This window comes from Micrococcus sp. 63XJN7_8_ISO-PGPR-S23-253 (assembly GCF_056173425.1).
In genome coordinates this window covers 2,428,962-2,452,531 of the sequence record NZ_CM149673.1, presented here as the reverse complement: position 1 = coordinate 2,452,531, position 23,570 = coordinate 2,428,962, and the positions used below count along the sequence as shown (strand labels likewise).

Sequence of the window (23,570 nt, the reverse complement as noted above, 5' to 3'; positions counted from 1 at the left end):
TCACTCCGCCGGCGTCAGTTCCCGCTTGAGGATCTTGCCGGTGGCGGTCTTGGGCAGCCCGTCCCGCACGCTCACGGTGCGCGGGTACTTGTAGGGGGCCACCTGGGACTTCACGTGCTGGATCAGCTCCTCCTCCGTGGCGTGCGCGCCGGGGGCGAGCACCACGTGCGCGGCGACCTCCTGGCCGAGCTCCGGGTGGGGCACCCCCACCACGGCGGCCTCCGCGACGGCCGGGTGCTCGTAGAGCACCTCCTCGATCTCGCGCGGGTACACGTTGAGCCCGCCGCGCAGGATCATGTCCTTCGTGCGGTCCACGATGTAGTAGTTGCCCGCGGCATCGCGCCGGGCGAGGTCGCCGGAGCGGAACCAGCCGTCCTCGGTGATGGCCTGGGCGGTGGCCTCCGGCTTGCCCCAGTAGCCCTTCATCACGTTCTCCCCGCGGATCCACACCTCGCCCAGGGTCTCCTCGTCGCCCTCGGGCACGACGGCCCCGTCCGGCGTCACCAGCTGCAGTTCGCACCCGCGGACGGCGCGTCCGATCGAGCCCGGCTGATGCTCCTCACCCGGATGGTTGAAGCACGCCACCGGGGAGGTCTCGGACAGGCCGTAGCCCTCGAGGATCTCGCAGTCGAAGGTGGCCTCGAAGCGTCGCAGCAGCTCCACGGGCAGGGCGGATCCGCCGGAGACGCCCAGGCGCAGGCTGGCCAGGTCCTCCGGATGGTCCTTGGCCGCGGCCAGCACGGCCCCGTACATGGTGGGCACGCCGATGAACACGTCCACCGCGCGCTCCCGGACGGTCTGCGCTGCCACGGCGGGATCGAAGCGGGGGATCAACGCCAGGCTGGCGCCCATCGTCACGGGCGTCATGAGCGCGCACGTGAGGCCGAAGACGTGGAACAGCGGCAGGCAGCCGAGCACGGTCTCCCCGTGCTGGAGCTGGATCAGCGTCTCCGCCGCGGTGTCCGCGTTGGTGCCCATGTTCCGGTGGGTCAGCTGGGCCCCCTTGGGGCGGCCGGTGGTGCCGGAGGTGTAGAGGATGACGGCGTCGTCCTCGAGGCCCCGCTCGACGGTCTCGGTCACCGGGCCGGGGCTCTCCGCGAGGTGCGGGGCGAGGCCGTCCTCGCCGAGGGTGCGCAGCGGCACACCGCGCTCGCGGGCGCCCTCCACGGCTTCCTCGGACGGCACGGACCACAGCATCGACGCGCCCGAGTCCTCCAGGTAGTACTCGATCTCGCGGCGCTTGAACAGCGGGTTCATGGGGACGACGACGGCGCCCAGCTGCAGGGCCGCGAAGAACACCACCGGGAACGCCGGGATGTTCGGCACCATGAGCGCCACGCGGTCCCCGGGGCCGATGCCCTCCTGCCGCATGAGCCCGGCCAGACGCTGGGACCGGTCCTGCAGCTCCGCGTACGTCATGCGGTTCTCGCCGAGGATCAGGGCGGTGGAGTGCGGATGCTCGGCGGCGGTGCGCTCGAGACGGGCGGGCAGGGTGAGGGTCACGACGGGCCTCCGAGGGGAGTCGGATGTGATGGGAACCACAGCGTAACGCCCGGCGGTGCTCGTTCGCTGTAAGCCGAGCGGGGTGTGTCGGCCGACCTCACCCCAGCGACATCACCGCGGTTCTGCCCGGCGGTGATGTCGCTGGCGCGCGGCCATCCACCGGCCCCGCCTGCGACGCCGATGTGTCGTCTTCACAGCCCAGGGGCGCAAGACTGGTCCCCGCACACCGCCGCCCGGACCGCCGGGCCAGACCGGAGGACAGACCATGACCGCACAGACCCCCGCCATCCCCGAGACGATGAAGGCCGTCGTCATGCGCGCGCCCGGCGACGTCGTCGTCGAGGAGGTGGACACCCCGCGCGTCGCCCAGCCCACGGACGTGGTCCTGAAGCTGGCCGCCGCGTGCGTGTGCGGCTCTGACCTGTGGCCCTACCGCGGCCACAACGACGTCGACCACCGGCGCATGGGCCACGAGTACGTCGGCACGATCGTGGAGAAGGGCGAGGACGTCGCCACCCTCGAGGTCGGTGACTTCGTGATCGGCTCCTTCATGCTCTCGGACAACACGTGCGAGATCTGCCAGGCCGGCTACCAGTCCCGCTGCGTCAACGCCGGTGAGTACACGGGCAGCCAGGCGCAGTACATGCGCGTCGAGCTCGCCGACGGCTCCCTCGTGAAGGTGCCCGGGGGCGAGCCCTCGGACCCGGACCGGCTGGCCGACTACCTCGCCGCCTCGGATGTGCTCGGCACCGGCTGGTACGCCGCCGTGGCCGCGCAGGCGGGTCCCGGCAAGACCATCGCCGTGGTCGGCGACGGCGCCGTCGGCCTGTGCGCCGTCCTGGCCGCCAAGACCCTCGGCGCTGAGCAGGTCATCGTGTTCTCCCGCCATGAGGATCGGGCCGCGCTCGCCCGGGAGTTCGGCGCGGACGTCGTGATCGCGGAGCGCGGCGAGGAGGGTGCCGCCCAGGTGCGCGAGCTCACCGGCGGCTACGGTGCGCACGGGGTGTGCGAGGCCGTCGGCACGCAGGGCTCCATGGACCAGGCCCTGGCCTCGGTGCGCCCCGGCGGGTACGTCGGGTTCGTGGGCGTCTCCCACGACCAGACCCTCGACGGCTCCGACCTCTTCGCCCGCGAGATCCACCTCGAGGGCGGGCCCGCCCCCGTCCGCCGCTTCCTGCCCGAGCTGATCGAGCGCATCCAGTCCGGGGAGATCCAGCCCGGCCGTGTGTTCACCGCGCGCATGCCGCTCGACGACGCCGCCGAGGCGTACCGGGCCATGGACGAGCGCCGCGAGATCAAGGTGCTGCTGGAGGTCTGAGGCCGTCGGTCTCGAGCAGGCTGGGCGACGCTTGACCCTCCCCTTGGGGGAACGCCCACGCTGGGGTCACCTGAGAGAAAGGTCGCCCCACGAGTCCCCTGATGACCGTCGGCGAGTTCGCCCTCGCCACCGGACTGAGCACGAAGGCGCTGCGCTTCTACGGCGTCCGGTCCGTCCCGGCCTCGGGAGCGCAGTGGGCTCGGTGTGGCCCGGCGGCTCGCGCTCGGTGCATACGTCGAAGTGGGAGTGCCGTCGCCGAAACCGTTGTCCAGGTGTGAGTGCGGATGAGTTCTTGTTGACATCTCCGTCCTCGACCCGACGGCCTGACATGCGGAGGCGAGTGCCGTCGTCGGGAAACCCCGATGCCGACGACCCTCCGCACCGGCTCCATGACCTTTTCCGCACCTCTGCGGCCCCGGCCCCTCGACCCGGCCTGACCTGGGGTCTACGCTGGCCGATCAGGCCTCGCACTTGAAGAGCGCGGCGTCTGCGTCCACGCCTGTCGAGTCCTCAGGGAGCACCACCGCATGATCCGCTTCGAGCATGTGGAGAAGACCTTCCCGGACGGTACCCGTGCCGTGGAGGACTTCTCCCTCGAGGTCCCCCCGCACACCACCACCGTGCTGCTGGGCTCCTCCGGCTGCGGCAAGACCACGCTCCTGCAGATGGTGAACCGGATGGTAGACCCCACCGGTGGCCGCGTGCTCATCGAGGGCCGTGACGTCGCCTCCCTGGACCCCGTGAAGCTGCGCCGCGGCATCGGCTACGTCATGCAGAACGCCGGCCTGCTGCCGCACCGCACCGTGCTGGACAACGTGCTCACCGTGCCGCGCCTGACCGGCCGGATCTCCCGCCAGGACCGGGACCACGCGCACGAGCTGCTCGAGCTCGTCGGCCTGCCCGCGGCCGTCGCCTCCCGATACCCCTCCCAGCTCTCCGGCGGCCAGCGCCAGCGTGTGGGCGTGGCCCGCGCCCTCGCCCCGGACCCGGACGTCCTGCTCATGGACGAGCCGTTCTCCGCCGTGGACCCGGTGGTCCGCGCGGACCTGCAGGCCGAGATGCTGCGCATCCAGCGCGAGCTGTCCAAGACCGTCCTGTTCGTCACCCACGATGTGGACGAGGCCGTCCTCCTTGGAGACGAGGTCCTGGTCCTCCGCGAGGGCGCCCGCGTGGCCCAGCACGGCACCGGCGAGGACATCCTGCTGCGCCCCGCCGACGACTTCGTCCGCTCCTTCGTGGGCGGCGCCCGCCGCGAGCTCCACGTGGAGGACCGCACCGGCACCCCCATCGTGGTGGACGCCTCCGGCCGCGTCGCCGGGACGCTGGTGCAGCCGTGACCTGGATCAGCGCCAACCTGGACTTCATCCTGTCCCTGACCTGGCGGCACATCGCCCTCGCCTCCCCGGTGGTCCTGCTCAGCCTCCTGATCTCCGTGCCCCTGGGCCGCCTGGCCAACGCCACCGGCTGGGGTCGGAGGCTGATCGTGGGCGGCTCCAGCCTGCTCTACGCCATCCCCTCGCTCGCCGTGTTCGTGATCCTCCCGGGCCTGGTGGGCACCAAGATCCTAGACCCGCTCAACGTGGTCATCGCCCTCACCCTCTACGGGGTGGCCCTGCTGACCCGAAGCGCCTCCGAGGCCTTCGACGCCGTGGACGACGAACTCCTCACCGCCGCCACCGCCCAGGGCCACAGCGCCTGGCAGCGGTTCTGGCGGGTGGAGCTGCCGCTGGCCGGCGAGTCCCTCCTGGCCGGCACCCGCGTGGTCAGCGCCTCCACCCTGTCCCTCGTCTCTGTCGGTGCGCTGATCGGCGTGCAGTCCCTCGGCACCCTCTTCACCGAGGGGTACGCCCGCAGTTTCGTCACCGAGATCGTCGTCGGCATCGTCGGCACGGTGATCCTCGCCGTCGTCTTCGACCTCGTCCTGGTAGCCCTCGCCGCTCTCCTCATGCCGTGGACGAGGCGCGCGAAGGTCCGGAAGGCGAGCGGCCGTCGTCGTTCCTCACAGGACACCACGACGACGGCACTCGCCACCGTGCCCGACCTCGCGGTGCAGGAGGGTCGCCGATGATCAGCTCCCTCTTCTCCTGGTTCGCCGACCCCGCCCACTGGGCGGGCCCGAACGGCGTGCCCGCCCGCGTGCTCGAGCATCTCGGCTACTCGGTGCTCGCCCTGGCGATCGCCGCGGCCATCGCGTTCCCGGTGGGCGTGTGGATCGGCCACACCGGACGGGGCCGGCGCGTGGTGGTGGCGCTGTCCTCCGCCCTGCGCGCCCTGCCGACCCTCGGCCTGCTGACCTTCCTCGCGATCGTCCTGGACATCAGGCTGCGGGAGGCGCTGATCCCCACCGTGATGGTGCTGGTGATCCTCGCGATCCCGCCCCTGCTGGCCGGCACCTACGCCGGACTGCAGGCCGTGCCCCGCGAGGTGGTCCACGCTGCCCGCGCCAACGGCCACTCCACCGGCCAGCTCATCGGCCAGGTGGAGCTGCCGATCGCCCTGCCCATGGCCGTCGGCGGACTGCGGTCCGCCACCCTGCAGGTGATCGCCACGACCTCCGTGGCCTCCTACCTCGGCCTCGGCGGGCTCGGCCGCTACCTCTTCGACGCGCTCGCCGTGCAGGACTACGTGACCATGCTCGCCGGCGCCGTGCTGATCGCCGTGCTCGCCCTGCTGTGCGACGGCCTCCTGCTGCTGGTGCAGCGCATCCTGACCCCCGCTGGGCTGAGGGCCCGCGGCTGACCCACGAAAGGACGGCTGCCATGGCTGCCACCGACCACACCTTGAATCCCCGGGCGGGAGCGAACCCGTCCGCCGCCCCGAACCGGCTGGTGCGGCGCCGCGCCGTGATCGGCCTGCTCGCCGGCGCGCCCCTGCTGGCCGCCTGCGGCGGGGACCCGCTCTCCTCCGACGGCGGCGGGCAGGGCTCGGGAGGCTCCGGCTCCGGCGGGACCGTCCGCGTGGGCTCGGCGAACTTCCCGGAGTCCGAGATCATCGGCGAGCTCTACGCCCAGGTCCTCGAGGCCAAGGGCCTCACCGTGGAGCGGAAGATGCAGATCGGCTCCCGCGAGGTCTACCTCGGTGCCCTCAAGGACGGGTCCATCGACCTGATCGGCGAGTACACCGGCAACCTCCTGGCCTTCTATGACAAGCAGGCGAAGGCGAAGACGTCCGAAGAGGTGTTCGCCGCCCTGCAGAAGGCCCTCCCGGACGACCTCGAGGTCCTGGCCGAGGCGAAGGCGGAGAACAAGGACGCCTGGTGCGCGGCCGGCGACTGGGCCAAGCAGCACGGTATCTCCTCCTACGCGGACCTGAAGGACTACGACGGCACCCTCCGCGTGGGCGGCCCGCCGGAGATGAGCCAGCGCGACTACGGCGCCGGCCTCGCCCGCGTGGAGTCCGTCTATGGCGTGCCCGCGGACAGGATGGAGTTCACCCCCATCAGCGACGGCGGCGGCCCGCTGACCGTCAAGGCCCTCAAGGACGGGGACGTGGACCTGGCGAACATCTTCTCCACCACCCCGGCCATCGAGGAGAACGGCTTCGTGATGCTCGAGGACCCCGAGGGCATGGTGACCCCGCAGAACATCGTCCCGCTCATGGCCAAGGACAGGGTCACGGACCAGATCCGCGAGGCCGTGGAGTCCGTGCAGAAGGTCCTCACCACCGAGGACCTCATGGCCATGAACGCCGAGAACTCGGGCGGGCAGAAGAAGCAGCCGCGAGAGGTCGCGGGGGAGTGGCTGAAGGAGAAGGGCCTGGTCTGAGGACTGCCCTCGACGCCGAATCAGAGGAAGTGGTCGCCTCACGCCTCGTGAGGCGACCACTTTCTCCTGGTTCGAGGGAGGCGGGGGTGCAGGGACGGCGCGGCGTGTCTGGCCGGCCGACCCTGCCGGTCCCGCGCAGACCCCCGGGAGGCTCAGGGGTGCCCGGGGTGGCCCGAATGTGATGGAGTGCACGGATCCTGTCCACGACCTGGGAAGTGACCATGGAGCAGTTCGTCGCCGCCGCCAACTCGATCATGTGGAGCCTGCCCATGGTCGTCGGGCTCCTCGCCCTGGGCCTGTACTTCACGATCCGCATGGCGGCTCCCCAGGTGCGGCTGCTCACGGACATGGTGGGTCAGCTGGCCAGGGGAGGATCGTCGTCGGCGGGGATCAGCTCGTTCCAGTCGTTCGCCATGGCCCTGGGCGGGCGCATCGGGGTCGGCAACATCGCGGGCGTCGCGGCCGCGATCTACCTGGGCGGCCCGGGCGCGCTGTTCTGGATGTGGGTGACGGCGATCCTCGGCGCCCCCGTGGCGCTCGTGGAGAGCTCGCTCGCACAGCTCTACAAGCACAAGGTCCGCGGGGAGTACCGCGGCGGGCCCGCGTACTACATCCTCGAGGGGCTCGGCCGGAACTGGCGGTGGCTGGCGGTCGCGTATGCCGCGGCCACCGTATTCGCCACGGTCTTCACCGGCCCGCAGATCCAGGCCAACGCCGTCACCGCCGCCACGACCGAGGCGTGGGGCTGGGACCCGCTGTGGGTGGGACTCGGGATGGCCGTGCTGTTCTGCGTGATCGTGTTCGGCGGCATGCACCGCCTGGGCCGCACGGTGGGCCTCGTGGTCCCGTTCATGGCCGGCGCGTACATCCTGGTGGGGCTGCTCGTCGTCGGGCTGATGTGGCAGCAGGTCCCCGCGATGTTCGGGCTGATCTTCTCCAGCGCGCTGGCCCTGGACTCGGTCTACGGCGGCATCCTCGGCGCCGCCGTCGCGTGGGGCGTGCGCCGTGCCGTGTACTCCACCGAGATCGGCACCGGCTCGGGCGCCCAGGCCTCGGCGGCCGCCCACGTCTCCCACCCCGTGAAGCAGGGCCTGGCCCAGGCGTTCTCCGCCTACGTGGACACCCTGTTCGTCTGCACCATGACCGGCCTGATGATCCTCGCCACGAACAGCTTCAACGTGCTGGGCCCGGACGAGGAGAGCCTCCTCGCGGAGCACGTGCCCGGCGTCGAGGAGGGCCCGGCATGGGTCCAGATCGCCATCGACGAGGCACTGCCCGCCTTCGGACCGTCCTTCGTGGCGATCGCCGTCTTCCTGTTCTCCTTCACCACCCTGCTCTCCTTCGCGTTCTACGCGGAGACGAACGTCGCCTACCTCATCCCCAACAAGACGGCGCAGCGCGCGGTCATCGCGATCGCCCGGCTGCTGCTGGCCGGCTCCATGGTGTTCGGGTCCGTGCAGACCTCCGCGTTCGTGTGGTCCCTCGCGGACTTCGGCGTCGGCCTCTACACGTGGGTGAACATCGTGGCGCTCATCCTGCTGAGCCCCGTGGCCATCCGGCTGCTCAAGGACTACGACCGTCAGCGCCGCGCCGGCCAGGAACCCGTGCTGGATCCGCGCGCGATCGGCGTCCGCAACGCCCGCCTGTGGGAACAGATCCACGCGGCGTACCAGCAGACCGGCGACCTCGACCGCGCCATGGACCACGTCGCGGACACCGCCCCGGACACCCGGGCCATCACCGTGGTCCCGCGCCGGGAGGGCTGAGGACCGACGACGGCGGCCCGGGGCGCCGGACGTCCGCGACGACGTCGGGCCACGGGCCAGGGCCGTCCGCGCGGCCTGAATCCCGGCAGGCTCACCCCATGGACCACAAGGAGATCCTCCATCAGGGGCTGCGCCGGCAGCGCGACGCCCTCTTCGCGAAGCTGGACGGCCTGCCCGAGCGGGAGGTCCGCCTGCCCCGCACCCCCACCGGCACCAACCTGCTGGGCCTGCTCAAGCACGCGGCCACGTGCGAGCTCGAGTACTTCGGCGAGGTCTTCGGCCGCCCCGCCGGCATCCCCCTGCCCTGGGACGCGCCGGGGGTGGGCGAGGAGGACGGCGCGGACCTGTTCGCCGCCGAGGACGAGACCCTCGAGGACGTCCTCGACTACGCGCGGCGATGCTTCGCGCACGCGGACGCGACCATCGAGGCCCTCGTCCTCGACGCGCGGGGGCGGGTCCCCTGGTGGCCCGCGCACCTGGCCGAGGTGACTCTGGCGCAGATCCTCTCCCACGTGGCCCTCGACGCGGCCCGCCATGCCGGCCACGCCGACATCCTGCGCGAGGGGATCGACGGGCAGGCCGGCCTGCGCGGCCCCGGGGACAACCTGCCCGGCTGGGACGCCGAGCGGTGGGCCGCGCACGTGCGGCGGCTCGAGGGGATCGCCCGGGGTGCGGGCCCGGTGCGCTAGCGTCCGCGGTGATGACTCCCCGCTCGCTCGCCGGTCTGGCCCTCACCGTCGCCGCCCTGATGTCCGCCTTCGTGCTGATGGCGCCGACGGCGCCGGGGCTGTTCGTCGGCGTGCTCACGGTGGGGACCTTCGGGTTCGGCCCGTTCTACGGGGAGCCCTCGCGGCAGCTCGTGGACCGGCCGTGGAGGCGGGACACGCGCTGGCGCGATCTCGCCCGCCGGGTCCGCACCGACTGGCTCTCCCGGCAGCTGGGCGCCGTCGGCTGGAACGCGGCCATCAGCCGCCGCATCACCGGCCGGGCCGACCTGCGGCGCATCCGCACCGCCGCCGTGGGCTCCCTCGTCAGCCACGCCGCCTCCGCGGGTCTGCACGCGGTGGCGGGCGTGGCGCTGGCGGCCGTCGGGCATCCGGTCTGGGGCGTGGTCGCGGTGGCCCTGGGGCTCGTGGTGCACGCCTGGCCGGCCCTGCTGCAGGTCTCCGTGCTCGGGCGCATCGACGGACTCCAGACGCAGATCCGCGGGGACCAGCTGCTCTGGTGACCGGCCGGCACCGGGCGGCCCGGCCGAGCACTTTGTGGGCCGAATCCGACGGATGAGCCCCTGAATCGGGCACGGGAGCGTCGCATTCGGCCCGCAAAGCGGTGGGGAGGGGGCAGCGGGGAGAGGGCGGCACCGCGCGCTCAGCCCTACGCTCGGACCCATGACCGAGCACACATCCGAGCACACCCCCGAGAACCCCCACGTCGTCCGCCGCGGCTCCGGCGTCCCGCTGATCGCGGTGCACGGCAACAGCGTGGACCACCGGCTGCTGCTGCCGCTCGACGACGCCCTCGCCGAGGCCGGGGAGGTCGAGCGGATCTACGTGGACCTGCCGGGCTTCGGCCGGACCTCGGCCCTCCAGGACGACGGCGGCCTCCCCGAGCTCGCCGCCTGGCTCGTGGACTGGATCCGCGCGGAGGTCGGCGAGCGGCCGTTCGCGGTGCTCGGCAACTCCCTCGGCGGCCTGCTCGCCCGGCACGTGGCGGCCGAGTTCGGCGCGCAGGTGTTGGGGCTGGGGCTGCTCGCGCCCGTCGTCGACCCGGACGAGGACCGGCGCACCCGCACCGACCTGGTGGTGCGCGAGCGCGACGACGCCTTCATGTCTACCCTCGACCCCGACGACGCCGCCCCGTTCCTCGAGATGTCCCCGCGGCTGACGCGGGACACGTGGGAGCGGTTCCGCGAGCACGCGCTGCCGGGCGTCCGCGCCGTGGACGAGGAGGCGCTGAAGCGCCTGTCCGCGCGCTACGTCCTGGACGCCGTGCCGGAGGAGGCCGCGCCGCCGTTCGAGGGGCCCGCCCTGATCCTCACCGGCCGGGAGGACCACCTCGTCGGCTACCGGGACCAGGCCGCGCTCCTGGAGCATTACCCGCGCGCCACCTACGCGGCGCTCGACGCCGCCGGCCACAACGTGCACCTGGACCAGCCGGAGGTCGCCGAGGCGCTCGTCCGCGCGTGGGCGGTGCAGGTGGGCCGCGCGGCGTCGGACTGAGGCGGGGTCAGGGGGAGGGACGGGCCTCCACCCGGGCCTCCGCCTCGGCGCCCGCCCCCACCCCGACGCCGGCCCGCGCCAGCAGGCCGTCGGCCACCCGCAGCAGGGCGGCGACCGCCACGAAGAACACGAGGATCGCCACCACGTAGACGGCGACGCCGTCGTAGCCCAGCCGCGGGACGTCCAGGATCGTGTACGGGTACCAGTCCAGCCACGGCCCGCGCAGCAGCGTGAACGCCAGCCAGGCGAGCGGGATGAGCGTGGACAACCACACCACCCGCCACGTGATCTGCCGCCGCGGCCCGAAGACCGCCCACAGCACCGGGGTGAGGATCGGCGTGACGATGTGCTGCAGGGTGTCGTTGAACCGCTCGACGGCGGTCATCGGGTCGGCGTCCCGCAGCAGCACGTTGAACACCACGCCCGTGATCACGATGCACACCACCCCCGTCACCCGCAGCACCCGGAACAGCGTGCCCGGCCGGTGCAGGCGCAGCGCCAGCAGCAGGGACGTCAGCCCCACCAGGAAGTTCGAGAGGAACGTGAAGTACGTGGGCTGGTTGAGCATGTGCTCCCAGCCGCCCTCGAGCACGCCCGCGTAGCCCGCGTCGGCCGGCAGGTCCGAGGACTTCCACGAGCCGATCCACAGTGAGAGCAGGTTGCCGCCCAGGGACAGGGCCGCGGCGACGGCGAAGGCAGGCCGCGCCGTCGTCGTCCAGCGGCCGGAGGGGGTGGGGAGGGTCATGCGCCCATCCTGCCGGAGCGCGACGCCGCCCCCGGTGCACTGGCCGAGCCGCTCGGGCCGGCGGGCGTGTCCCGGCCGGCGGTCCGGACCCTACGCTCGGCACCATGATCCGGACCCCCTGGACCCGCACCCCCGCCGGCGCGAGGCGCGCGCGCCGCCCCCGACAGTTCCGCCGCGTGACGACGACCGGGCCCGCCGCCGTGGACGTGGCCTGGGCCCGCTACGCCGACCTGCGCCTGTGGCCGCGGTGGGCTCCGCAGATCCGCGCCGTGGAGGCGCCACGGCGCCGGCTGCGGGCCGGGCTTCGCGGCGTGGTCCACGCGCCCCTGGGGCTGCGCGTCCCGTTCGTGGTCGAGGAGGTCGACGACGACGCCCGCACCTGGCGGTGGACGGTGCGGGTGGCCGGGACGGCGGTCTCCATGACGCACGACCTCACCGCCACCCCCCGCGGCACCCGGGCGGGGCTGACGGTCCACGGGCCCGCCGTCGTCGCCCTGGCCTACCGACTGCCGGCCCGCGTGGCGCTGCGGCGGCTGTGCCGGGCGCACCTCTGAGGGCGGACCGCCGGGCCGGGCCTGTGGCCAGGGGCCCCGCCCGCCTCACACCGCCGCGGCGTCGGTCCGCAGCTCGACGCGCGGCCAGTCGGCGAGGTCGGCGAGCATCTGCCGGTCGTGGGTCACCACGACGACGGCCTGCTCCGTGACCTGCAGGGCCTCGGTCATCTCGTCCACGAGCGCGGGGGAGAGGTGGTTCGTCGGCTCGTCCAGCAGCAGCACGTGGGGGCGCTCGATGAGCACCATCGCCAGGTGCAGACGGGCCTGCTGCCCCTGGGACAGGCGTCCGACCGGGGTGTCCGCGGCCTCGGCGGTGAGCAGCCCGAGCGAGGGCAGCGTGGGGGCCGGCAGGGGACGGCCCAGGTCGTCGACGCCGGCCTCGTCCGCGCCGACGCGGCGCACGTGCTCCTCGAACACGGCGGCGGCGGTGCGCTCCTCGTCCCACGCGGGGGTCTCCTGCGCCACGAGGCGCACGCGCACGTCGGCGCCCACGGTCACGAAGCCGCTCGTGGGCTCCAGGTCCCCGGCGAGCACGCGCAGCAGCGTGGACTTCCCGGCCCCGTTCGGGCCCGTCACCAGCACGCGGCCGCCCGGCACGAGGGCCGCGCCCATCGGCTGCTCGAGCCGCCCGGCCACGCGCACGGCGTCCGCGGTGAGCAGGACGTCGTCGCCCGCCGTGCCCGGCCCGCCCGCCGTGCCCGCCGCCGCGTCCGCGCCGTCCCGCGGGTCGCCGTCGGGCCTGTCCGCGAACGGCCAGTCCAGGCGCAGGGGCGGCTCGGGCACGGTGATCCGGTGCGCCTCCAGCTCGTCGAAGCGCCGGTTGAACATCTGCACGATCCCCGCCGACCGGCTCGAGCGCTGGTGCTTGCCGGTGCCCTTCGGGGGCCGCCACGAGCCCTGCATCTGCTCCCGCGCGTCCTCCACGGCCAGCTCCAGCCGCTCGCGCTCGGCGTTCTGCTCGGCGTACTCCTGCTCCCAGGCGGCCCGGGCGCGGCGGCGCCCCTTCGCCCAGCCGGCGTACCCGCCGGAGTACCGCCGCGGCCGCCCGTCCTGGCTGGGATCCAGGTCCACGATGTCGGTGCACACGGCGCGCAGCAGGGCGCGGTCGTGGCTGACGACGGCGACCCCGCCCGGGTGCTCCACCAGCCGGCGGGTGAGGAAGTCCAGGGCGACGTCGTCCAGGTGGTTGGTCGGCTCGTCCAGCAGCAGGTCCGGCCGGGAGCCGAGGGTGACGGCCAGGCGCACCCGGTGGCGCTGGCCGACCGAGAGCGATGTGAGGGGGCGCTCGCGGTCCGTGCACGCGTGCAGCCCCTCGAGGTCCATGTCCACGCGCCGGCCGGCGTCCCAGGCGTCGTAGAGGTGGGCCCGCTCCAGCGCGGTGGAGTACCGGTGTCCGGCGCCGGCGTCGTCGGGGGCCTCGGCCAGGGCGGCCGCGGCGGCGTCCAGGGCCTCGAGTGCGGCGTGCGGGCCCGTGAGGGCGTCGCGGACCAGGTCGCCCACCGTGCGGGAGCGCCCGTCGGCCCGCGCCCGCAGCGCCTGCGGGACGAACGCGAGCGTGCCCGCCCGCGTCACGCGGCCGACGTCGGGCGTGATCCGGCCCGTGAGCACGTGGAGCAGCGTGGTCTTGCCGCGCCCGTTCTCACCCACGATCCCGAGCCGCGAGCCGGCGTTGATCCGCACCGTGGCGTCCGTGAGCACGCGGTGCCCGCCGAGCGAGACGGTCAGGTGCTCGCCGCGCAGGTGGGCGGCGGGCCCGGCGGGCAGGGCGGGGGAGGGAGGGCCGGAGGTCATGTCCGCCAGTCTAGGGAGGGGGCGCGCTGCCGCGTCCGGGGTCGGGACTACGCTCGGGGCCATGTCCGCCGCCCCGCCGCCGCCCGCCTTCGGCACCGTCCTGCACCACCGCGCCCACGGGATGGCCCCGGGGGAGTCCATCTCCCCGCCGCTGGTCCACGCGAGCGCGTTCCACCTGCCCGGCGCGGACCCGGACGGCGCCCCCACCGCCCCCGGCGCGGACGTGCCTTTCCAGTACGCCCGCTGGGGCACGCCCACCTGGGCCGCGCTCGAGGCCGCCCTCGGCGTGCTCGAGGACGCGGACGTCGCCGTCGTCCCCTCCGGGATGGCGGCCATCGCCGCCGCCCTGCTGCCCGTGCTCCGCCCCGGCGATCGTGCCCTGCTGCCCGCGGACGGCTACGGCGCCACCCGCGCCCTCGCCGCCGAGCACCTCGTGCCCGCCGGCGTCCACGTGGACTTCGTGTCCACGCCGGGCCTCGCGGACGCCGACCTCTCCGCCTACGACCTCGTGTTCGTCGAGACCCCCTCCAACCCCGGGCTGCGCGTCGCGGACCTGGCCGACGTCGCCGCCCGCGCCCACGCGAACGGGCGTCGGGACGGGAAGGGGGCGCTCGTCGTCGTGGACAACACCTCCCTGACCCCGCTGGGGCAGCGGCCGCTGGACCTGGGCGCGGACGTCGTCGTCGCCTCGGACACGAAGGCCCTCAACGGGCACACCGACGCCCTCGGCGGGCACGTCGCGTCCCGCGACCCCGAGCTGATGACGCGCGTGCGCGGCTGGCGCACCCTGGCCGGCGGGATCCTCGGCACCCACGAGGCCTGGCTGATCCACCGCGGTCTGGAGACCCTCGAGGTCCGCTTCGCCCGCATGTGCGCGTCAGCGCTCGCGGTCGCCGAGCTCGCGGCCGGGCACCCGGCCGTGCGCGCGGTGGCCTACCCGGGGCTGCCGGACCACCCGGACGCGGCGATCGTCGCGCGCCAGATGACGGCGGCGGGCGGCGTCGTCGGGCTGGAGTTCGCGGACGCGGCCGCGGCGGAGCGGTTCATCGGGGCGGCCGCGTACGTGGTGGCGCAGACGAGCTTCGGCGGCACCCACACCGCGGCCGAGCGCCGCGCCCGCTGGGGCGACGACGTCCCGGCTGGCTTCGTGCGCCTGTCCGTGGGCGTCGAGCCGACGGCGGAGCTGCTCGCCGATCTCACCCGGGCGCTGGACGCGGCGGCCGGACCCGCCTGAGCCCGGCCCTGCCCGCCTGAGTCCGGCCCGGCTACGCTCGCGAACCATCCCCCGTCGCCCCGCCCCAGGAGACCCGCCCCATGCAGCTCGACCTGATCGTGGAGAACGCCCGCCTCATCACCGGCGACCCCGCCCGCCCGTCGGCCTCGCGGCTGGGGGTGTGGCGGGGCGTCGTCGTCGGGGTGGACGAGGAGCTGGACGGCCTCGCAGCACGCGAACGCCTCGACGCACGGGGGCGCACCGTCCTCGCCGGGTTCAACGACGCCCACGCGCACAGCGTCTGGTTCGGCCAGTCCCGGCTGGACGTGGACCTCGAGGGCGCGCGCACCGCGGAGGAGGTCCACCGCCGGGTCCGCGCCCGCGCCGCCGAGCTCGACCCCGGCGCCTGGGTGACGTGCACCGGCTTCGACCCCGGCCACCTCACCGGACCCCAGCCCGACCGGGACAGCCTCGATGCCGCCGCCTCCGGGCGCCCCGTGCTCATCCGCCACAACACGGGCCACGCCGTCACGGTGTCCGGGGTGGTGCTGGTCCTGGCCGGTGTGGGGGAGCAGGTGCTGCAGCAGCCCGAGGGCGGGCGGATCCTCACGGACGCCGAGGGCCGGCCCACCGGTCTGTTGGAGGAGACCGCCATGAGCCTGGTGACCCGGCTGCTGCAGCCGGAGTCCCACGAGCACATCGGCGCGTGCCTGGCGCGGGCCTCGCAGGAGTACGCGGCGGAGGGCATCACCTCGGTGACGGATGCGGGGGTGGCCGGCGGGTGGATCGGGCACAGCCCGCTCGAGTTCGGCGCGTATCAGCGCGCCCGGGACGCGGGGCTGCTGCGCACCCGCTTCCAGACGATGGTCACCCTGGACGCGCTGCGCCCGGTGGACGGCCATCCCGACGACGGCACGCACCTCACCCTCGACGCCGGCGTGCGCACGGGGGTGGGCGACGAGTGGCTGCAGATCGGGCCGGCGAAGGTGTTCACGGACGGGTCGATGCTGGGCCAGACCGCCGCGATGACCGAGGACTACTGCGGCCACGGCCACGGCCGCGGGTATCTGCAGCAGGACGCGGGGGAGATGCGCCGGGCGTGCCTCGGTGCCGCGGCCGCCGGCTGGGCCCTGGCCCTGCACGCGATCGGCGACGCCGCCCTCGACTTCGCCCTCGACGTGATCGCCGAGGCGCGGGGCCGGTTCGGGCGCCCCGTGATGCCGCACCGCGTGGAGCACGGCGGGGTGGTCCGCGACGATCAGGTGGCCCGCATGGCCGAGCTGGAGGTCGTGATGGCCACCCAGCCGAACTTCATCAGCGCGTTCGGCGGGTCGGTGCGGGAGCGGATCGGGCCGGAGCGGGCCGCGCTGTCGTACCCGGCCGGGCGGCTGCTGCGCGCGGGCCTGGTGCTGCCCGGCAGCTCGGACCGCCCCGTGGCCGGTGGCCGCCCACTGGAGGTCATCCAGGACTTCGTGCTGCGCCGCACCGAGACCGGCGAGCAGTACGGCCCGGACGCGGAGCGGCTCACGGTGGCCGAGGCCCTGCACGCCTACACGGTCGGCTCCGCGGAGGCGACCGGCTGGGGCGGCCGCAAGGGACGGCTCGCCGCAGGCCAGCTCGCGGACTTCACGGTGCTCGGCGAGGACCCGCGCGCGGTGCCGAGCGACCAGATCGCGGCGATCGACGTCGTCGCCACCGCCGTGGGCGGGGAGGTCGTGCACGGCGGGCTGTGACGCCCGGCCCCGGCCCCGGCACCCCGCGACGAGCCCTGCGATATGGCCCCTAAACCACGCGTTTGGGGGCCATATCGCAGGGCTCGTCATCCAGGGGAGCGGGTGGGGCACGTCCGGTGGCCCGGCGGTCAGCCGTGGCTCTGCCGGGGGGCTGCTCCCTAGGCTCGGAGGACGGCGCGCAGACCGCGCGTCGCCCCGAGACCATGAGGAGCATCCCGTGGCGCACGACGACGCGAACACCACCACCACCGACCAGCTCACCCTGCAGGACCCCACGAAGCGCTACCCCGTGATCAGCCCGCCGGAGCAGTCGCTGCCCGGCACCGGCCTGGACGCGGAGATGACGCCGAAGGCCGACCTGGGTGAGAAGTCCTACCGCGGCACCGGCCGTCTCGAGGGCCGCAAGGCGCTCATCACCGGCGGCGACTCCGGCATCGGCGCGGCCACCGCGATCGCGTTCGCTCGCGAGGGCGCCGACGTCGTGATCACCTACCTGCCCGAGGAGGAGAAGGACGCCCAGCACGTCCTCGAGGTCCTGCAGGCGGAGGGGCGCACCGCCGTCGGGATCCCCGGCGACCTCCGCGACAAGACGTTCTGCGCCGACCTCGTGGCCCAGGCGGTGGAGAAGCTCGGCGGGCTGGACGTGCTGGTGAACAACGGCGGCAAGCAGGTGGCGCAGGACTCGATCGAGGACATCGACGACGAGCAGCTCGAGGCCACCTTCGACGTCAACATCCTGGCCCAGTTCCGCCTGGTCAAGGCCGCCCTGCCGCACCTGAAGCCGGGCTCCACGATCATCAACACCACCTCCGTGGTCGCCTACATGGCCCCGGAGCAGCTGGTGGACTACTCCTCCACCAAGGCCGCCATCAACACCTTCACCAAGTCCCTGGGCCAGCAGCTGGCCCCGAAGGGCATCCGCGTGAACGCCGTGGCGCCCGGTCCGATCTGGACACCGCTGCAGCCCTCCGGCGGCCAGAAGCCGGAGGCCCTGCCGGAGTTCGGCCAGTCCACTCCGCTGGGCCGCGCCGGGCAGCCCACCGAGCTCGCCCCGGCCTACGTGTTCCTGGCCTCGCCGGAGTCCTCCTATGTGGTGGGCGCGACCATCCCGGTGACCGGCGGCATGCCCACCCCGTGACCGGATCCGGCCGTTCCTGTCCCTGGGCGGTCACACCACCAGGGACAGGAACGCGCCGAGCGCGAAGCCGACCACGGTGAGCAGCCCGGCCTTCTCCCCGCCCTTCTCACGGGCCTCGGGGATCATCGTGTCGATCAGCATGACCAGCAGGGCGCCGGCCGCGAAGCCCTGGATGCCGCCGGTCAGGGCGGGGGAGGCGACGTCGGCGATCAGCCCGCCGCCCCACGTCGCCAGGGCGCAGACCACCGTCACGAGCGACCACTGGATCAGCAGGTGGCGGCGCGTCTTGCCGCCGTCGAGGGAGTCGGCCGTGGCGGCGATGGACTCGGGCAGGTTGGACATGAAGATCGCCACGAGCAGCGCGAGGGACACGCCCTCGCCCGCGGCCAGCCCGATGCCCAGCACGAGCTGCTCCGGGATGCCGTCCAGCAGCGCGCCCACGGTCAGTGCGGCGCCCGAGGACGAGCCGCCGGACCTCGCGGCGGAGCGCTCCACCGCACGGTCGCCGAGGAAGTAGGCGGCCGCGCCGAGCGTCAGCCCGATGCCGACGGCGGCGGGCCCGGCCGCCTGGACGCCCGCCTCCGCGAGTTCGAAGGACACGGACGCGATCAGCGCGCCGGCGCCGAAGGCGAGCACGAGTCCGATCGTGCCCATGTGCCAGCGGCGCAGGGTCGCCAGGACGGCGCCCACGAGCAGGGAGGACGCGGCGACCGCGCCCCACATCAGGGTCATCACGGCAGCCAGGCTACGCGCTGACCGGGGACGACGCCGGTCTGACCCGCGCGGCGCCAGAGCGGAGAATGCCTCGGCCAAGACATCCGGGGGGTGCCCGGATGAGGCCTGGCCGGCCGGACTCGCGGCGACGTGCCTGCATAGGTCACTCTTGACTCCAGCATCCATGGCGAGGCCTGCCACCCTCCCGCTCCCTGCCCACTGACGGAGATGACCGATGAACCGCAATGCAAGTCTCGGACGAGTGGTCACGTGGGATCGCGATGGCGGCTGGGGCGTGATCGACAGCGAGGCGACGCCCGGGGGGTGCTGGGTCCATTTCAGTCACCTGCCCATGCTCGACTCCGTCCCGTCCAGCCTCACAGTCGGCGAGGAGGTGGAGTTCTTGTTCGAGGCACTGGAGGCCCACAACGATCAGGACGGGTTTCTCTACCGGGCCCGTGCCGTGCATCCCCCGCACGGGGGACCGCCGCGCTGACCTGGGGCGACGCCGGGCCGCCGCCTCAGTTCACCGCACGACCTCGTCCGCCTCGCCTGTGAGACCGAGCTTCTCGGCCACGTAGTCCACGTCCTTGTCCCCGCGGCCGGAGAGGTTGACCAGGATCCGCGCGTCCCGGCCCATCTGCGGGGCGAGGCGGATCGCGTGCGCCACGGCGTGCGCGGACTCGAGCGTGGGGATGACGCCCTCCAGCCGGGTCAGCCGCTGGAACGCGTCGAGCACGGCCGCGTCGTCCTCGGCCACGTACCGGACACGGCCGACGCGCGCGAAGTGGGCGTGCTGCGGGCCGACGCCCGGGTAGTCCAGACCCGAGGCGATCGAGTGCACGGGGTCCGGGGTGCCGTCGTCGTCGGCGAGGACGAGGGTGGCCATGCCGTGGAGGACGCCCTCGCGGCCCTGGGTCATGGTCATCGCGTGCTCGCCCCTGGCCGAGGAGCGGCCGCCGGGCTCGACGCCCACGAGCGCGACGTCGGCGTCGTCGAGGAACGCGGTGAACGCGCCGATCGCGTTGGAGCCGCCGCCCACCGCGGCGACGACGGCGCTCGGCAGCGCCCCGAACCGCTCCCGGAACTGGGCGCGGGCCTCGCGGCCGACCACGGACTGGAAGTCGCGGATCATCGTGGGGAACGGGTGCGGGCCCACCACGGAGCCGATGGCGAACAGGTACTTCTCCGGGTCCGCCGCGTACACCTCGAACGCCGAGTCCACGGCCTCCTTCAGGGAGCGGCCCTCGCGCTCCACCGAGACCACCTTCGTGCCGAGCAGGCGCATGCGCACCACGTTGGGGTGCTGCTTGGCCACGTCGATCGCGCCCATGTGGATCTCGCAGTCGAGGCCGACCATCGCGGCCGCCGTCGCCAGGGCCACGCCGTGCTGGCCGGCGCCGGTCTCCGCGATCAGGCTGCGCTTGCCCATCCGCTTGGCGAGCAGCGCCTCGCCGATCGTGTGGTTGATCTTGTGGGCGCCCGTGTGGTTCAGGTCCTCGCGCTTGAGCACGATCCGTGCGCCGCCGAGCTCGTCGGAGAGGCGGTCCAGCGGGGTCAGGGGGGAGGGGCGCCCGACGGCGTCGCGCAGCAGGCGTCGGTATTCGGCGTAGAACTCGGGGTCGGTGCGCGCCTCGGCGTACGCGCGGGCGACCTCGGCCATGGGGCCGGCCAGCTGCGGGGGCAGATGGGCGCCGCCGTACTGGCCGAACGTGCCGTCCGCGGAGACGTCCAGGTCCGGGGTGGTGACGAGGTCGCAGGCCTCGGCGAGGGTGCGGGGCTCGGCGGCGCCTTTCAGGGCGTTGTCCTCGGGGTTGCGGTGGGTCATCGGGGGTCCTCCTGGGATGGGGCCCGCCGAGCCGCTCATGACCGAGCCGCCCGGCAGGCGAGCGGCTCGTCGTGTCAGATGCGCATGATCGGGGCCGCCCTCAGGCGGTCCACCACTGCTGCGCGTGCATCTGCACGGGGCCAGCGTACTGCACGTCGGGGCAGGCGTGAGTCTCACCCTGTGGCTGCAGATCTCAGAATGTGGACGTCGCTCCCCGTCTCGGTGAATCGCGATTCACCCTGGATCCATGACCATCACCGCCGCCGACACCCCGTCCCTGACCGCCGAGGCCGCCGCTGTGCTCGCCGCCACTCCGGGCATGCGGTACGCCGAGTTCCTCACCGCCGCCCCCGCAGTGCCCGGCATCGTGGCCGTGGTGGCCGAGGAGTCAACCCGTGCCGCCCTGGGCCTCACCCCCGCCGCCGGTGACGTCCTCGCCGTCGACGTGGCCGACGAGAGCCTGCAGTGCCGCGAGGTGCGCGCCGCCTTCCAGTCCGGTCGTACCGGCGTCTCACCGCTGCGCCAGGCGTTCGCCGCCCTGCTGGCGGGCGAGCTCGGCCTGGATGTGGAGCGCACCAGCCCGGGTGCTGCGGGGGAGGGCTTCGCCCTGACTCCGGAGTCCGAGGAGACGCTCACGGCGTGGATGCGGGAGCACCTGACGCTGCGCGCCTGGGTCGCCCAGGACGCCTCCGCCCTCGAGGGAGTCGCCCGAGAGGTGGCCGCCGATTTCGCCCCGGCCCTGCAGCCGGGCGCCCTGGAGGCCTCTGTGGCGCAGCGGGCCGCGGCCATGAGGGCCTCCGCCCGCCGGTCCGCCACGCTCTGAGCCGGCCGGTCGCCCGGGCGACGCCCTCGTCCGTGGCGCTCGGTCTCGTCGTGCCGGGAGATCACCCCGAGTCCGCTGACAGGATGGGTGCATGAAGCACGAGATCGTCCTCACCCGCGGGGACCTCACCCTGCGCCCCCTCGCCCCCGACGACGGCCCCGCCCTGCGCGAGCTCGTCGACGCGGCCATGTGGGCGGGGAACAGTGCGCCCCTGCCGGTGGACGGGGTGGCCATGTCCGCGCACCTCGCCGAGCTGATCGAGCGGGAGGGCACCTTCGCCTTCGCCGTCGAGCAGGGCGGGGAGCTGGTGGGGCGCACGAGCCTCTATGACCTGGTGCCCGGGCTGCGGGTGGAGGTGGGGCACACGGTCTACGCCCGTCGGGTGTGGGGCACCTCCGTGAACCCCGGCTGCAAGCTGCTGCTGTTCGGGCACGCGTTCGAGGAATGGGAGCTGGAGCGGGTGGCCCTGCGCTGCGACCACCGCAACGCCCGTTCACACGCCGCCATCGCCCGCCTGGGGGCGACGTTCGAGGGCACTCTGCGCCGCTTCCGTCCGGCGGCGGACGGGACGATCGCCGACGTCGACTACTTCAGCGTGGTGCGCGAGGAATGGCCTGCGGTGCGCGCCGGGCTCGACGCGCGCCTGGCCGCCTAGTGAGAACCGTGAACCCACGGTCACGTCACTGTCTTGCTGAGGTGCCCTTCATCCGTACAGCGAATTCAGGCCACCGAAGCGGTGTGGGGCTTCCGGCGCCTTGTCCTCAGTGGCGCGGCCAGTGGGGTCATGCACTGAGGATGCAGAACTCGTTTCCCTCCGGGTCGGCCATGACGGCCCAGCCGAGGTCCTCGCGCCGGTCGTCGACGAGGGTTGCTCCGAGGTCCAGTGCGCGTTCGACCTGTTCGTCTCGCGTGGAGTCCTCGGGGGCGAGGTCCATGTGTGCGCGGTTCTTGACGGTCTTGGCGTCGGGCACGCGGTAGAAGAGGACTGTGTACCCGTGCGGGCTGGTCAGGTAGCACTCGTCTGATCCGGGCTTGTAGGTGTCGGCCTCCGTGATGCTCCAGTCCAGCAGTTGACGCCAGAACTCCGCGATGGCGTACGGGTCGAGGGCATCCCAGGTGGTATGCGACAGGCGCAGTGACATGACGTTCTCCTTGTTCGTTGCGGGGTTGTGCTCAGGTCTGGAAATGCCGGTAGCCCGTCGCCGGATCCGCAGCCGCCGGGGTCGACAGCCCTCGAGCCCCTAGTGAAACAGCATCCGGTCGGAGACGCCGGGGCGATTCAGTACGTGATGACAACGGCGCTCAGAATGTTGATCCCCACGCCATCCCATCACCCAGTGTCGAGGTGAATCTCATGCAGTGGCTCTTCGATCAACGTCCCTGGTCAGTAAACCTAGGGGTGTAGAACGGGGGGATGCCACCCGAATCCTCTGCCCCGTCCGCCGGCCGTGGACCCTCCCGCCCCCGCCCGGCCGACGCCGCCGCCCGCCCGGACGCCCCCTCCCCGCGGGCGACCGCCCTGCTGTTCACGCTCGCGGTGGCCGCCGGCTCCGTGATGCCGCTGCAGGGCCGCATCAACTCCCGCCTCGCCCACCTGACGGGCGACCCCGTCCTCGCTGCGCTGTGCTCCTTCGCGGCGGGCCTGGTCGTCATGGTGCTCGTGAGCGTGCTGACGCCGCGGGGCCGCCGGGGCCTGGCCCGCATCCGCCCGGCCCTCGCCGCGGGGTCCGTGCGCCCGTGGTATGCGGTGGCGGGCGTGATCGGCGGGCTCCTCGTGCTCACCCAGTCCGCGACGATCGGTCCCCTCGGCGTGGCCGTGTTCACGGTCGCCGTGGTCACCGGGCAGGTGGTCGGCGGGATGGTCGTGGACCGGCTCGGACTCAGCCCCGCCGGGGTGCAGCGCCTGACGCCGCGGCGCGTCACGGGGGCCGCGCTCGCCCTGGCCGCGGTCGCCCTCGTGGTGTGGCCCTCGCTCGGCGAGGCCGGCGGCGGGCCCGGCTGGGCGCTGCTGGCCCTGCTGCCCCTGCTGGCCGGCCTGGCCACCGCCGGACAGCAGGTGTTCAACGCCCGTCAGACCACGGCCTACGGCACCGCCATCCCGGCGACCCTGGTCAACTTCACCGCCGGCGTCCTCTTCCTCGGGATCGTGTGGGGCGGGATCGCCCTGGCCTCCGGCCACGGCCTGCCCGCGCTGCCGCACGACTGGCGGCTCTACCTCGGCGGCCCGCTGGGGTGCGTGTTCATCGGGGTGGGCGCCATGGTCGTCCCGCGCCTGGGCGTCTTCGCCGCCACCCTCGGTCTGGTCTCGGGCAACCTCCTGGGCTCCCTCGTGGTGGACCTGGTGGCCCCCACTGACGGATCCACGGTCACCACGACGACGGTGCTGGGCACCCTGGGCGCCCTCGCCGCCGTCACGCTCGCGTCGTGGCCGGCGCGGCGCCGGTAGCGTCGCCCGCGGCGG

At 73.6% G+C, this 23,570-nt stretch carries 23 protein-coding genes; 17 read left to right on the top strand and 6 right to left on the bottom strand.

The genetic code is table 11. The features are described from left to right. A complete protein-coding gene (locus AC0VX4_RS11335; RefSeq protein WP_475464403.1) occupies nt 1-1,503 on the bottom strand; it encodes a long-chain-fatty-acid--CoA ligase in 1,503 nt (500 codons plus the stop codon). Nucleotides 1,504-1,768: 265 nt separating this feature from the next. On the opposite strand from AC0VX4_RS11335, the gene AC0VX4_RS11330 reads away from it, so the two are divergent. The 9 genes from AC0VX4_RS11330 (at nt 1,769) to AC0VX4_RS11290 (ending at nt 10,570) form a co-directional block, all read left to right on the top strand. After that, nucleotides 1,769-2,821, top strand: coding sequence for a zinc-binding dehydrogenase (locus tag AC0VX4_RS11330; RefSeq protein ID WP_240008948.1), 1,053 nt, complete (start codon nt 1,769-1,771; stop codon nt 2,819-2,821). A 527-nt stretch (nt 2,822-3,348) separates the two neighbouring features. Continuing rightward, nucleotides 3,349-4,158, top strand: coding sequence for an ABC transporter ATP-binding protein (locus AC0VX4_RS11325; protein ID WP_060774840.1), 810 nt, complete (start codon nt 3,349-3,351; stop codon nt 4,156-4,158). Next, the gene (locus tag AC0VX4_RS11320; RefSeq protein ID WP_049159722.1) at nt 4,155-4,889 is read left to right on the top strand and encodes an ABC transporter permease; all 735 of its coding nucleotides are present in this window, start codon (nt 4,155-4,157) and stop codon (nt 4,887-4,889) included. The genes AC0VX4_RS11325 and AC0VX4_RS11320 overlap by 4 nt, the downstream gene beginning before the upstream one ends. Then, entirely contained in the window at nt 4,886-5,560 is a 675-nt protein-coding gene (locus AC0VX4_RS11315) for an ABC transporter permease (protein WP_049159725.1), read from the top strand. The genes AC0VX4_RS11320 and AC0VX4_RS11315 overlap by 4 nt, the downstream gene beginning before the upstream one ends. 20 nt (nt 5,561-5,580) lie before the next feature. Further along, nucleotides 5,581-6,585 (top strand): ABC transporter substrate-binding protein, encoded by a 1,005-nt coding sequence (locus tag AC0VX4_RS11310; protein WP_060774839.1) that lies wholly within the window; start codon nt 5,581-5,583, stop codon nt 6,583-6,585. A 221-nt stretch (nt 6,586-6,806) separates the two neighbouring features. After that, on the top strand, nt 6,807-8,351 hold the full coding sequence (locus AC0VX4_RS11305) for an alanine/glycine:cation symporter family protein (protein ID WP_475464402.1): 1,545 nt from the start codon (nt 6,807-6,809) through the stop codon (nt 8,349-8,351). A gap of 98 nt (nt 8,352-8,449) precedes the next feature. Further along, nucleotides 8,450-9,040: a DinB family protein gene (locus tag AC0VX4_RS11300; protein WP_010079843.1), complete on the top strand. Its 591-nt coding sequence runs from the start codon at nt 8,450-8,452 to the stop codon at nt 9,038-9,040. Between the two features lie 11 nt (nt 9,041-9,051). Then, entirely contained in the window at nt 9,052-9,579 is a 528-nt protein-coding gene (locus tag AC0VX4_RS11295) for a hypothetical protein (protein WP_036315583.1), read from the top strand. A gap of 160 nt (nt 9,580-9,739) precedes the next feature. Beyond that, nucleotides 9,740-10,570: an alpha/beta fold hydrolase gene (locus tag AC0VX4_RS11290; protein WP_020627045.1), complete on the top strand. Its 831-nt coding sequence runs from the start codon at nt 9,740-9,742 to the stop codon at nt 10,568-10,570. A gap of 7 nt (nt 10,571-10,577) precedes the next feature. On the opposite strand, the gene AC0VX4_RS11285 is transcribed toward AC0VX4_RS11290, so the two are convergent. Beyond that, nucleotides 10,578-11,315: a Pr6Pr family membrane protein gene (locus AC0VX4_RS11285; protein WP_020627044.1), complete on the bottom strand. Its 738-nt coding sequence runs from the start codon at nt 11,313-11,315 to the stop codon at nt 10,578-10,580. A gap of 104 nt (nt 11,316-11,419) precedes the next feature. Here AC0VX4_RS11285 and AC0VX4_RS11280 point away from each other — a divergent pair, with 104 nt between their 5' ends. After that, nucleotides 11,420-11,869, top strand: coding sequence for an SRPBCC family protein (locus tag AC0VX4_RS11280; protein WP_020627043.1), 450 nt, complete (start codon nt 11,420-11,422; stop codon nt 11,867-11,869). A 45-nt stretch (nt 11,870-11,914) separates the two neighbouring features. Here the strand turns inward: AC0VX4_RS11280 and AC0VX4_RS11275 are convergent, their stop codons facing one another. Next, a complete protein-coding gene (locus AC0VX4_RS11275; protein ID WP_475464401.1) occupies nt 11,915-13,660 on the bottom strand; it encodes an ABC-F family ATP-binding cassette domain-containing protein in 1,746 nt (581 codons plus the stop codon). 61 nt (nt 13,661-13,721) lie between these two features. On the opposite strand from AC0VX4_RS11275, the gene AC0VX4_RS11270 reads away from it, so the two are divergent. From AC0VX4_RS11270 to AC0VX4_RS11260, 3 genes are all read left to right on the top strand, one after another. Further along, on the top strand, nt 13,722-14,894 hold the full coding sequence (locus AC0VX4_RS11270) for a cystathionine gamma-lyase (RefSeq protein ID WP_060774837.1): 1,173 nt from the start codon (nt 13,722-13,724) through the stop codon (nt 14,892-14,894). A gap of 80 nt (nt 14,895-14,974) precedes the next feature. Beyond that, nucleotides 14,975-16,606, top strand: a complete 1,632-nt coding sequence (locus AC0VX4_RS11265; protein WP_060774836.1) for an amidohydrolase — start codon at nt 14,975-14,977, stop codon at nt 16,604-16,606. Nucleotides 16,607-16,823: 217 nt separating this feature from the next. After that, complete coding sequence (locus tag AC0VX4_RS11260; RefSeq protein ID WP_475464400.1) at nt 16,824-17,744, top strand: SDR family oxidoreductase; 921 nt, start codon at nt 16,824-16,826, stop codon at nt 17,742-17,744. A 30-nt stretch (nt 17,745-17,774) separates the two neighbouring features. On the opposite strand, the gene AC0VX4_RS11255 is transcribed toward AC0VX4_RS11260, so the two are convergent. After that, complete coding sequence (locus AC0VX4_RS11255) at nt 17,775-18,476, bottom strand: ZIP family metal transporter (protein ID WP_049159747.1); 702 nt, start codon at nt 18,474-18,476, stop codon at nt 17,775-17,777. A 217-nt stretch (nt 18,477-18,693) separates the two neighbouring features. Between AC0VX4_RS11255 and AC0VX4_RS11250 the strand changes: the two genes are divergently transcribed. Continuing rightward, a complete protein-coding gene (locus AC0VX4_RS11250; protein ID WP_410992252.1) occupies nt 18,694-18,954 on the top strand; it encodes a cold shock domain-containing protein in 261 nt (86 codons plus the stop codon). Nucleotides 18,955-18,984: 30 nt separating this feature from the next. Here AC0VX4_RS11250 and trpB read toward each other — a convergent pair whose 3' ends face one another. Then, a complete protein-coding gene (trpB, locus tag AC0VX4_RS11245) occupies nt 18,985-20,286 on the bottom strand; it encodes a tryptophan synthase subunit beta (RefSeq protein ID WP_475464399.1) in 1,302 nt (433 codons plus the stop codon). A 247-nt stretch (nt 20,287-20,533) separates the two neighbouring features. Between trpB and AC0VX4_RS11240 the strand changes: the two genes are divergently transcribed. Both AC0VX4_RS11240 and AC0VX4_RS11235 read left to right on the top strand, forming a co-directional pair. After that, on the top strand, nt 20,534-21,109 hold the full coding sequence (locus tag AC0VX4_RS11240; protein ID WP_475464398.1) for a hypothetical protein: 576 nt from the start codon (nt 20,534-20,536) through the stop codon (nt 21,107-21,109). 91 nt (nt 21,110-21,200) lie between these two features. Beyond that, on the top strand, nt 21,201-21,764 hold the full coding sequence (locus AC0VX4_RS11235; protein WP_475464397.1) for a GNAT family N-acetyltransferase: 564 nt from the start codon (nt 21,201-21,203) through the stop codon (nt 21,762-21,764). A 127-nt stretch (nt 21,765-21,891) separates the two neighbouring features. Here the strand turns inward: AC0VX4_RS11235 and AC0VX4_RS11230 are convergent, their stop codons facing one another. Continuing rightward, nucleotides 21,892-22,251, bottom strand: coding sequence for a VOC family protein (locus AC0VX4_RS11230; RefSeq protein WP_049159199.1), 360 nt, complete (start codon nt 22,249-22,251; stop codon nt 21,892-21,894). Between the two features lie 272 nt (nt 22,252-22,523). Between AC0VX4_RS11230 and AC0VX4_RS11225 the strand changes: the two genes are divergently transcribed. Beyond that, nucleotides 22,524-23,555 carry a DMT family transporter gene (locus AC0VX4_RS11225; RefSeq protein ID WP_475464396.1) on the top strand — a complete coding sequence of 344 codons (1,032 nt, stop codon included), beginning with the start codon at nt 22,524-22,526 and terminating at the stop codon, nt 23,553-23,555. Nucleotides 23,556-23,570: the final 15 nt, after the last annotated feature.

Excerpts from the sequence above, each read along its gene's own strand:
- AC0VX4_RS11330 (WP_240008948.1), top strand. The coding sequence starts at position 1,769 with ATGACCGCACAGACCCCCGCCATCCCCGAGACGATGAAGGCCGTCGTC.
- AC0VX4_RS11325 (WP_060774840.1), top strand. The coding sequence starts at position 3,349 with ATGATCCGCTTCGAGCATGTGGAGAAGACCTTCCCGGACGGTACCCGT.
- AC0VX4_RS11315 (WP_049159725.1), top strand. The coding sequence starts at position 4,886 with ATGATCAGCTCCCTCTTCTCCTGGTTCGCCGACCCCGCCCACTGGGCG.
- AC0VX4_RS11310 (WP_060774839.1), top strand. The coding sequence starts at position 5,581 with ATGGCTGCCACCGACCACACCTTGAATCCCCGGGCGGGAGCGAACCCG.
- AC0VX4_RS11305 (WP_475464402.1), top strand. The coding sequence starts at position 6,807 with ATGGAGCAGTTCGTCGCCGCCGCCAACTCGATCATGTGGAGCCTGCCC.
- AC0VX4_RS11300 (WP_010079843.1), top strand. The coding sequence starts at position 8,450 with ATGGACCACAAGGAGATCCTCCATCAGGGGCTGCGCCGGCAGCGCGAC.
- AC0VX4_RS11295 (WP_036315583.1), top strand. The coding sequence starts at position 9,052 with ATGACTCCCCGCTCGCTCGCCGGTCTGGCCCTCACCGTCGCCGCCCTG.
- AC0VX4_RS11290 (WP_020627045.1), top strand. The coding sequence starts at position 9,740 with ATGACCGAGCACACATCCGAGCACACCCCCGAGAACCCCCACGTCGTC.
- AC0VX4_RS11285 (WP_020627044.1), bottom strand. The coding sequence starts at position 11,315 with ATGACCCTCCCCACCCCCTCCGGCCGCTGGACGACGACGGCGCGGCCT.
- AC0VX4_RS11280 (WP_020627043.1), top strand. The coding sequence starts at position 11,420 with ATGATCCGGACCCCCTGGACCCGCACCCCCGCCGGCGCGAGGCGCGCG.
- AC0VX4_RS11275 (WP_475464401.1), bottom strand. The coding sequence starts at position 13,660 with ATGACCTCCGGCCCTCCCTCCCCCGCCCTGCCCGCCGGGCCCGCCGCC.
- AC0VX4_RS11270 (WP_060774837.1), top strand. The coding sequence starts at position 13,722 with ATGTCCGCCGCCCCGCCGCCGCCCGCCTTCGGCACCGTCCTGCACCAC.
- AC0VX4_RS11265 (WP_060774836.1), top strand. The coding sequence starts at position 14,975 with ATGCAGCTCGACCTGATCGTGGAGAACGCCCGCCTCATCACCGGCGAC.
- AC0VX4_RS11255 (WP_049159747.1), bottom strand. The coding sequence starts at position 18,476 with ATGACCCTGATGTGGGGCGCGGTCGCCGCGTCCTCCCTGCTCGTGGGC.
- AC0VX4_RS11250 (WP_410992252.1), top strand. The coding sequence starts at position 18,694 with ATGAACCGCAATGCAAGTCTCGGACGAGTGGTCACGTGGGATCGCGAT.
- trpB (WP_475464399.1), bottom strand. The coding sequence starts at position 20,286 with ATGACCCACCGCAACCCCGAGGACAACGCCCTGAAAGGCGCCGCCGAG.
- AC0VX4_RS11240 (WP_475464398.1), top strand. The coding sequence starts at position 20,534 with ATGACCATCACCGCCGCCGACACCCCGTCCCTGACCGCCGAGGCCGCC.
- AC0VX4_RS11235 (WP_475464397.1), top strand. The coding sequence starts at position 21,201 with ATGAAGCACGAGATCGTCCTCACCCGCGGGGACCTCACCCTGCGCCCC.
- AC0VX4_RS11230 (WP_049159199.1), bottom strand. The coding sequence starts at position 22,251 with ATGTCACTGCGCCTGTCGCATACCACCTGGGATGCCCTCGACCCGTAC.
- AC0VX4_RS11225 (WP_475464396.1), top strand. The coding sequence starts at position 22,524 with ATGCCACCCGAATCCTCTGCCCCGTCCGCCGGCCGTGGACCCTCCCGC.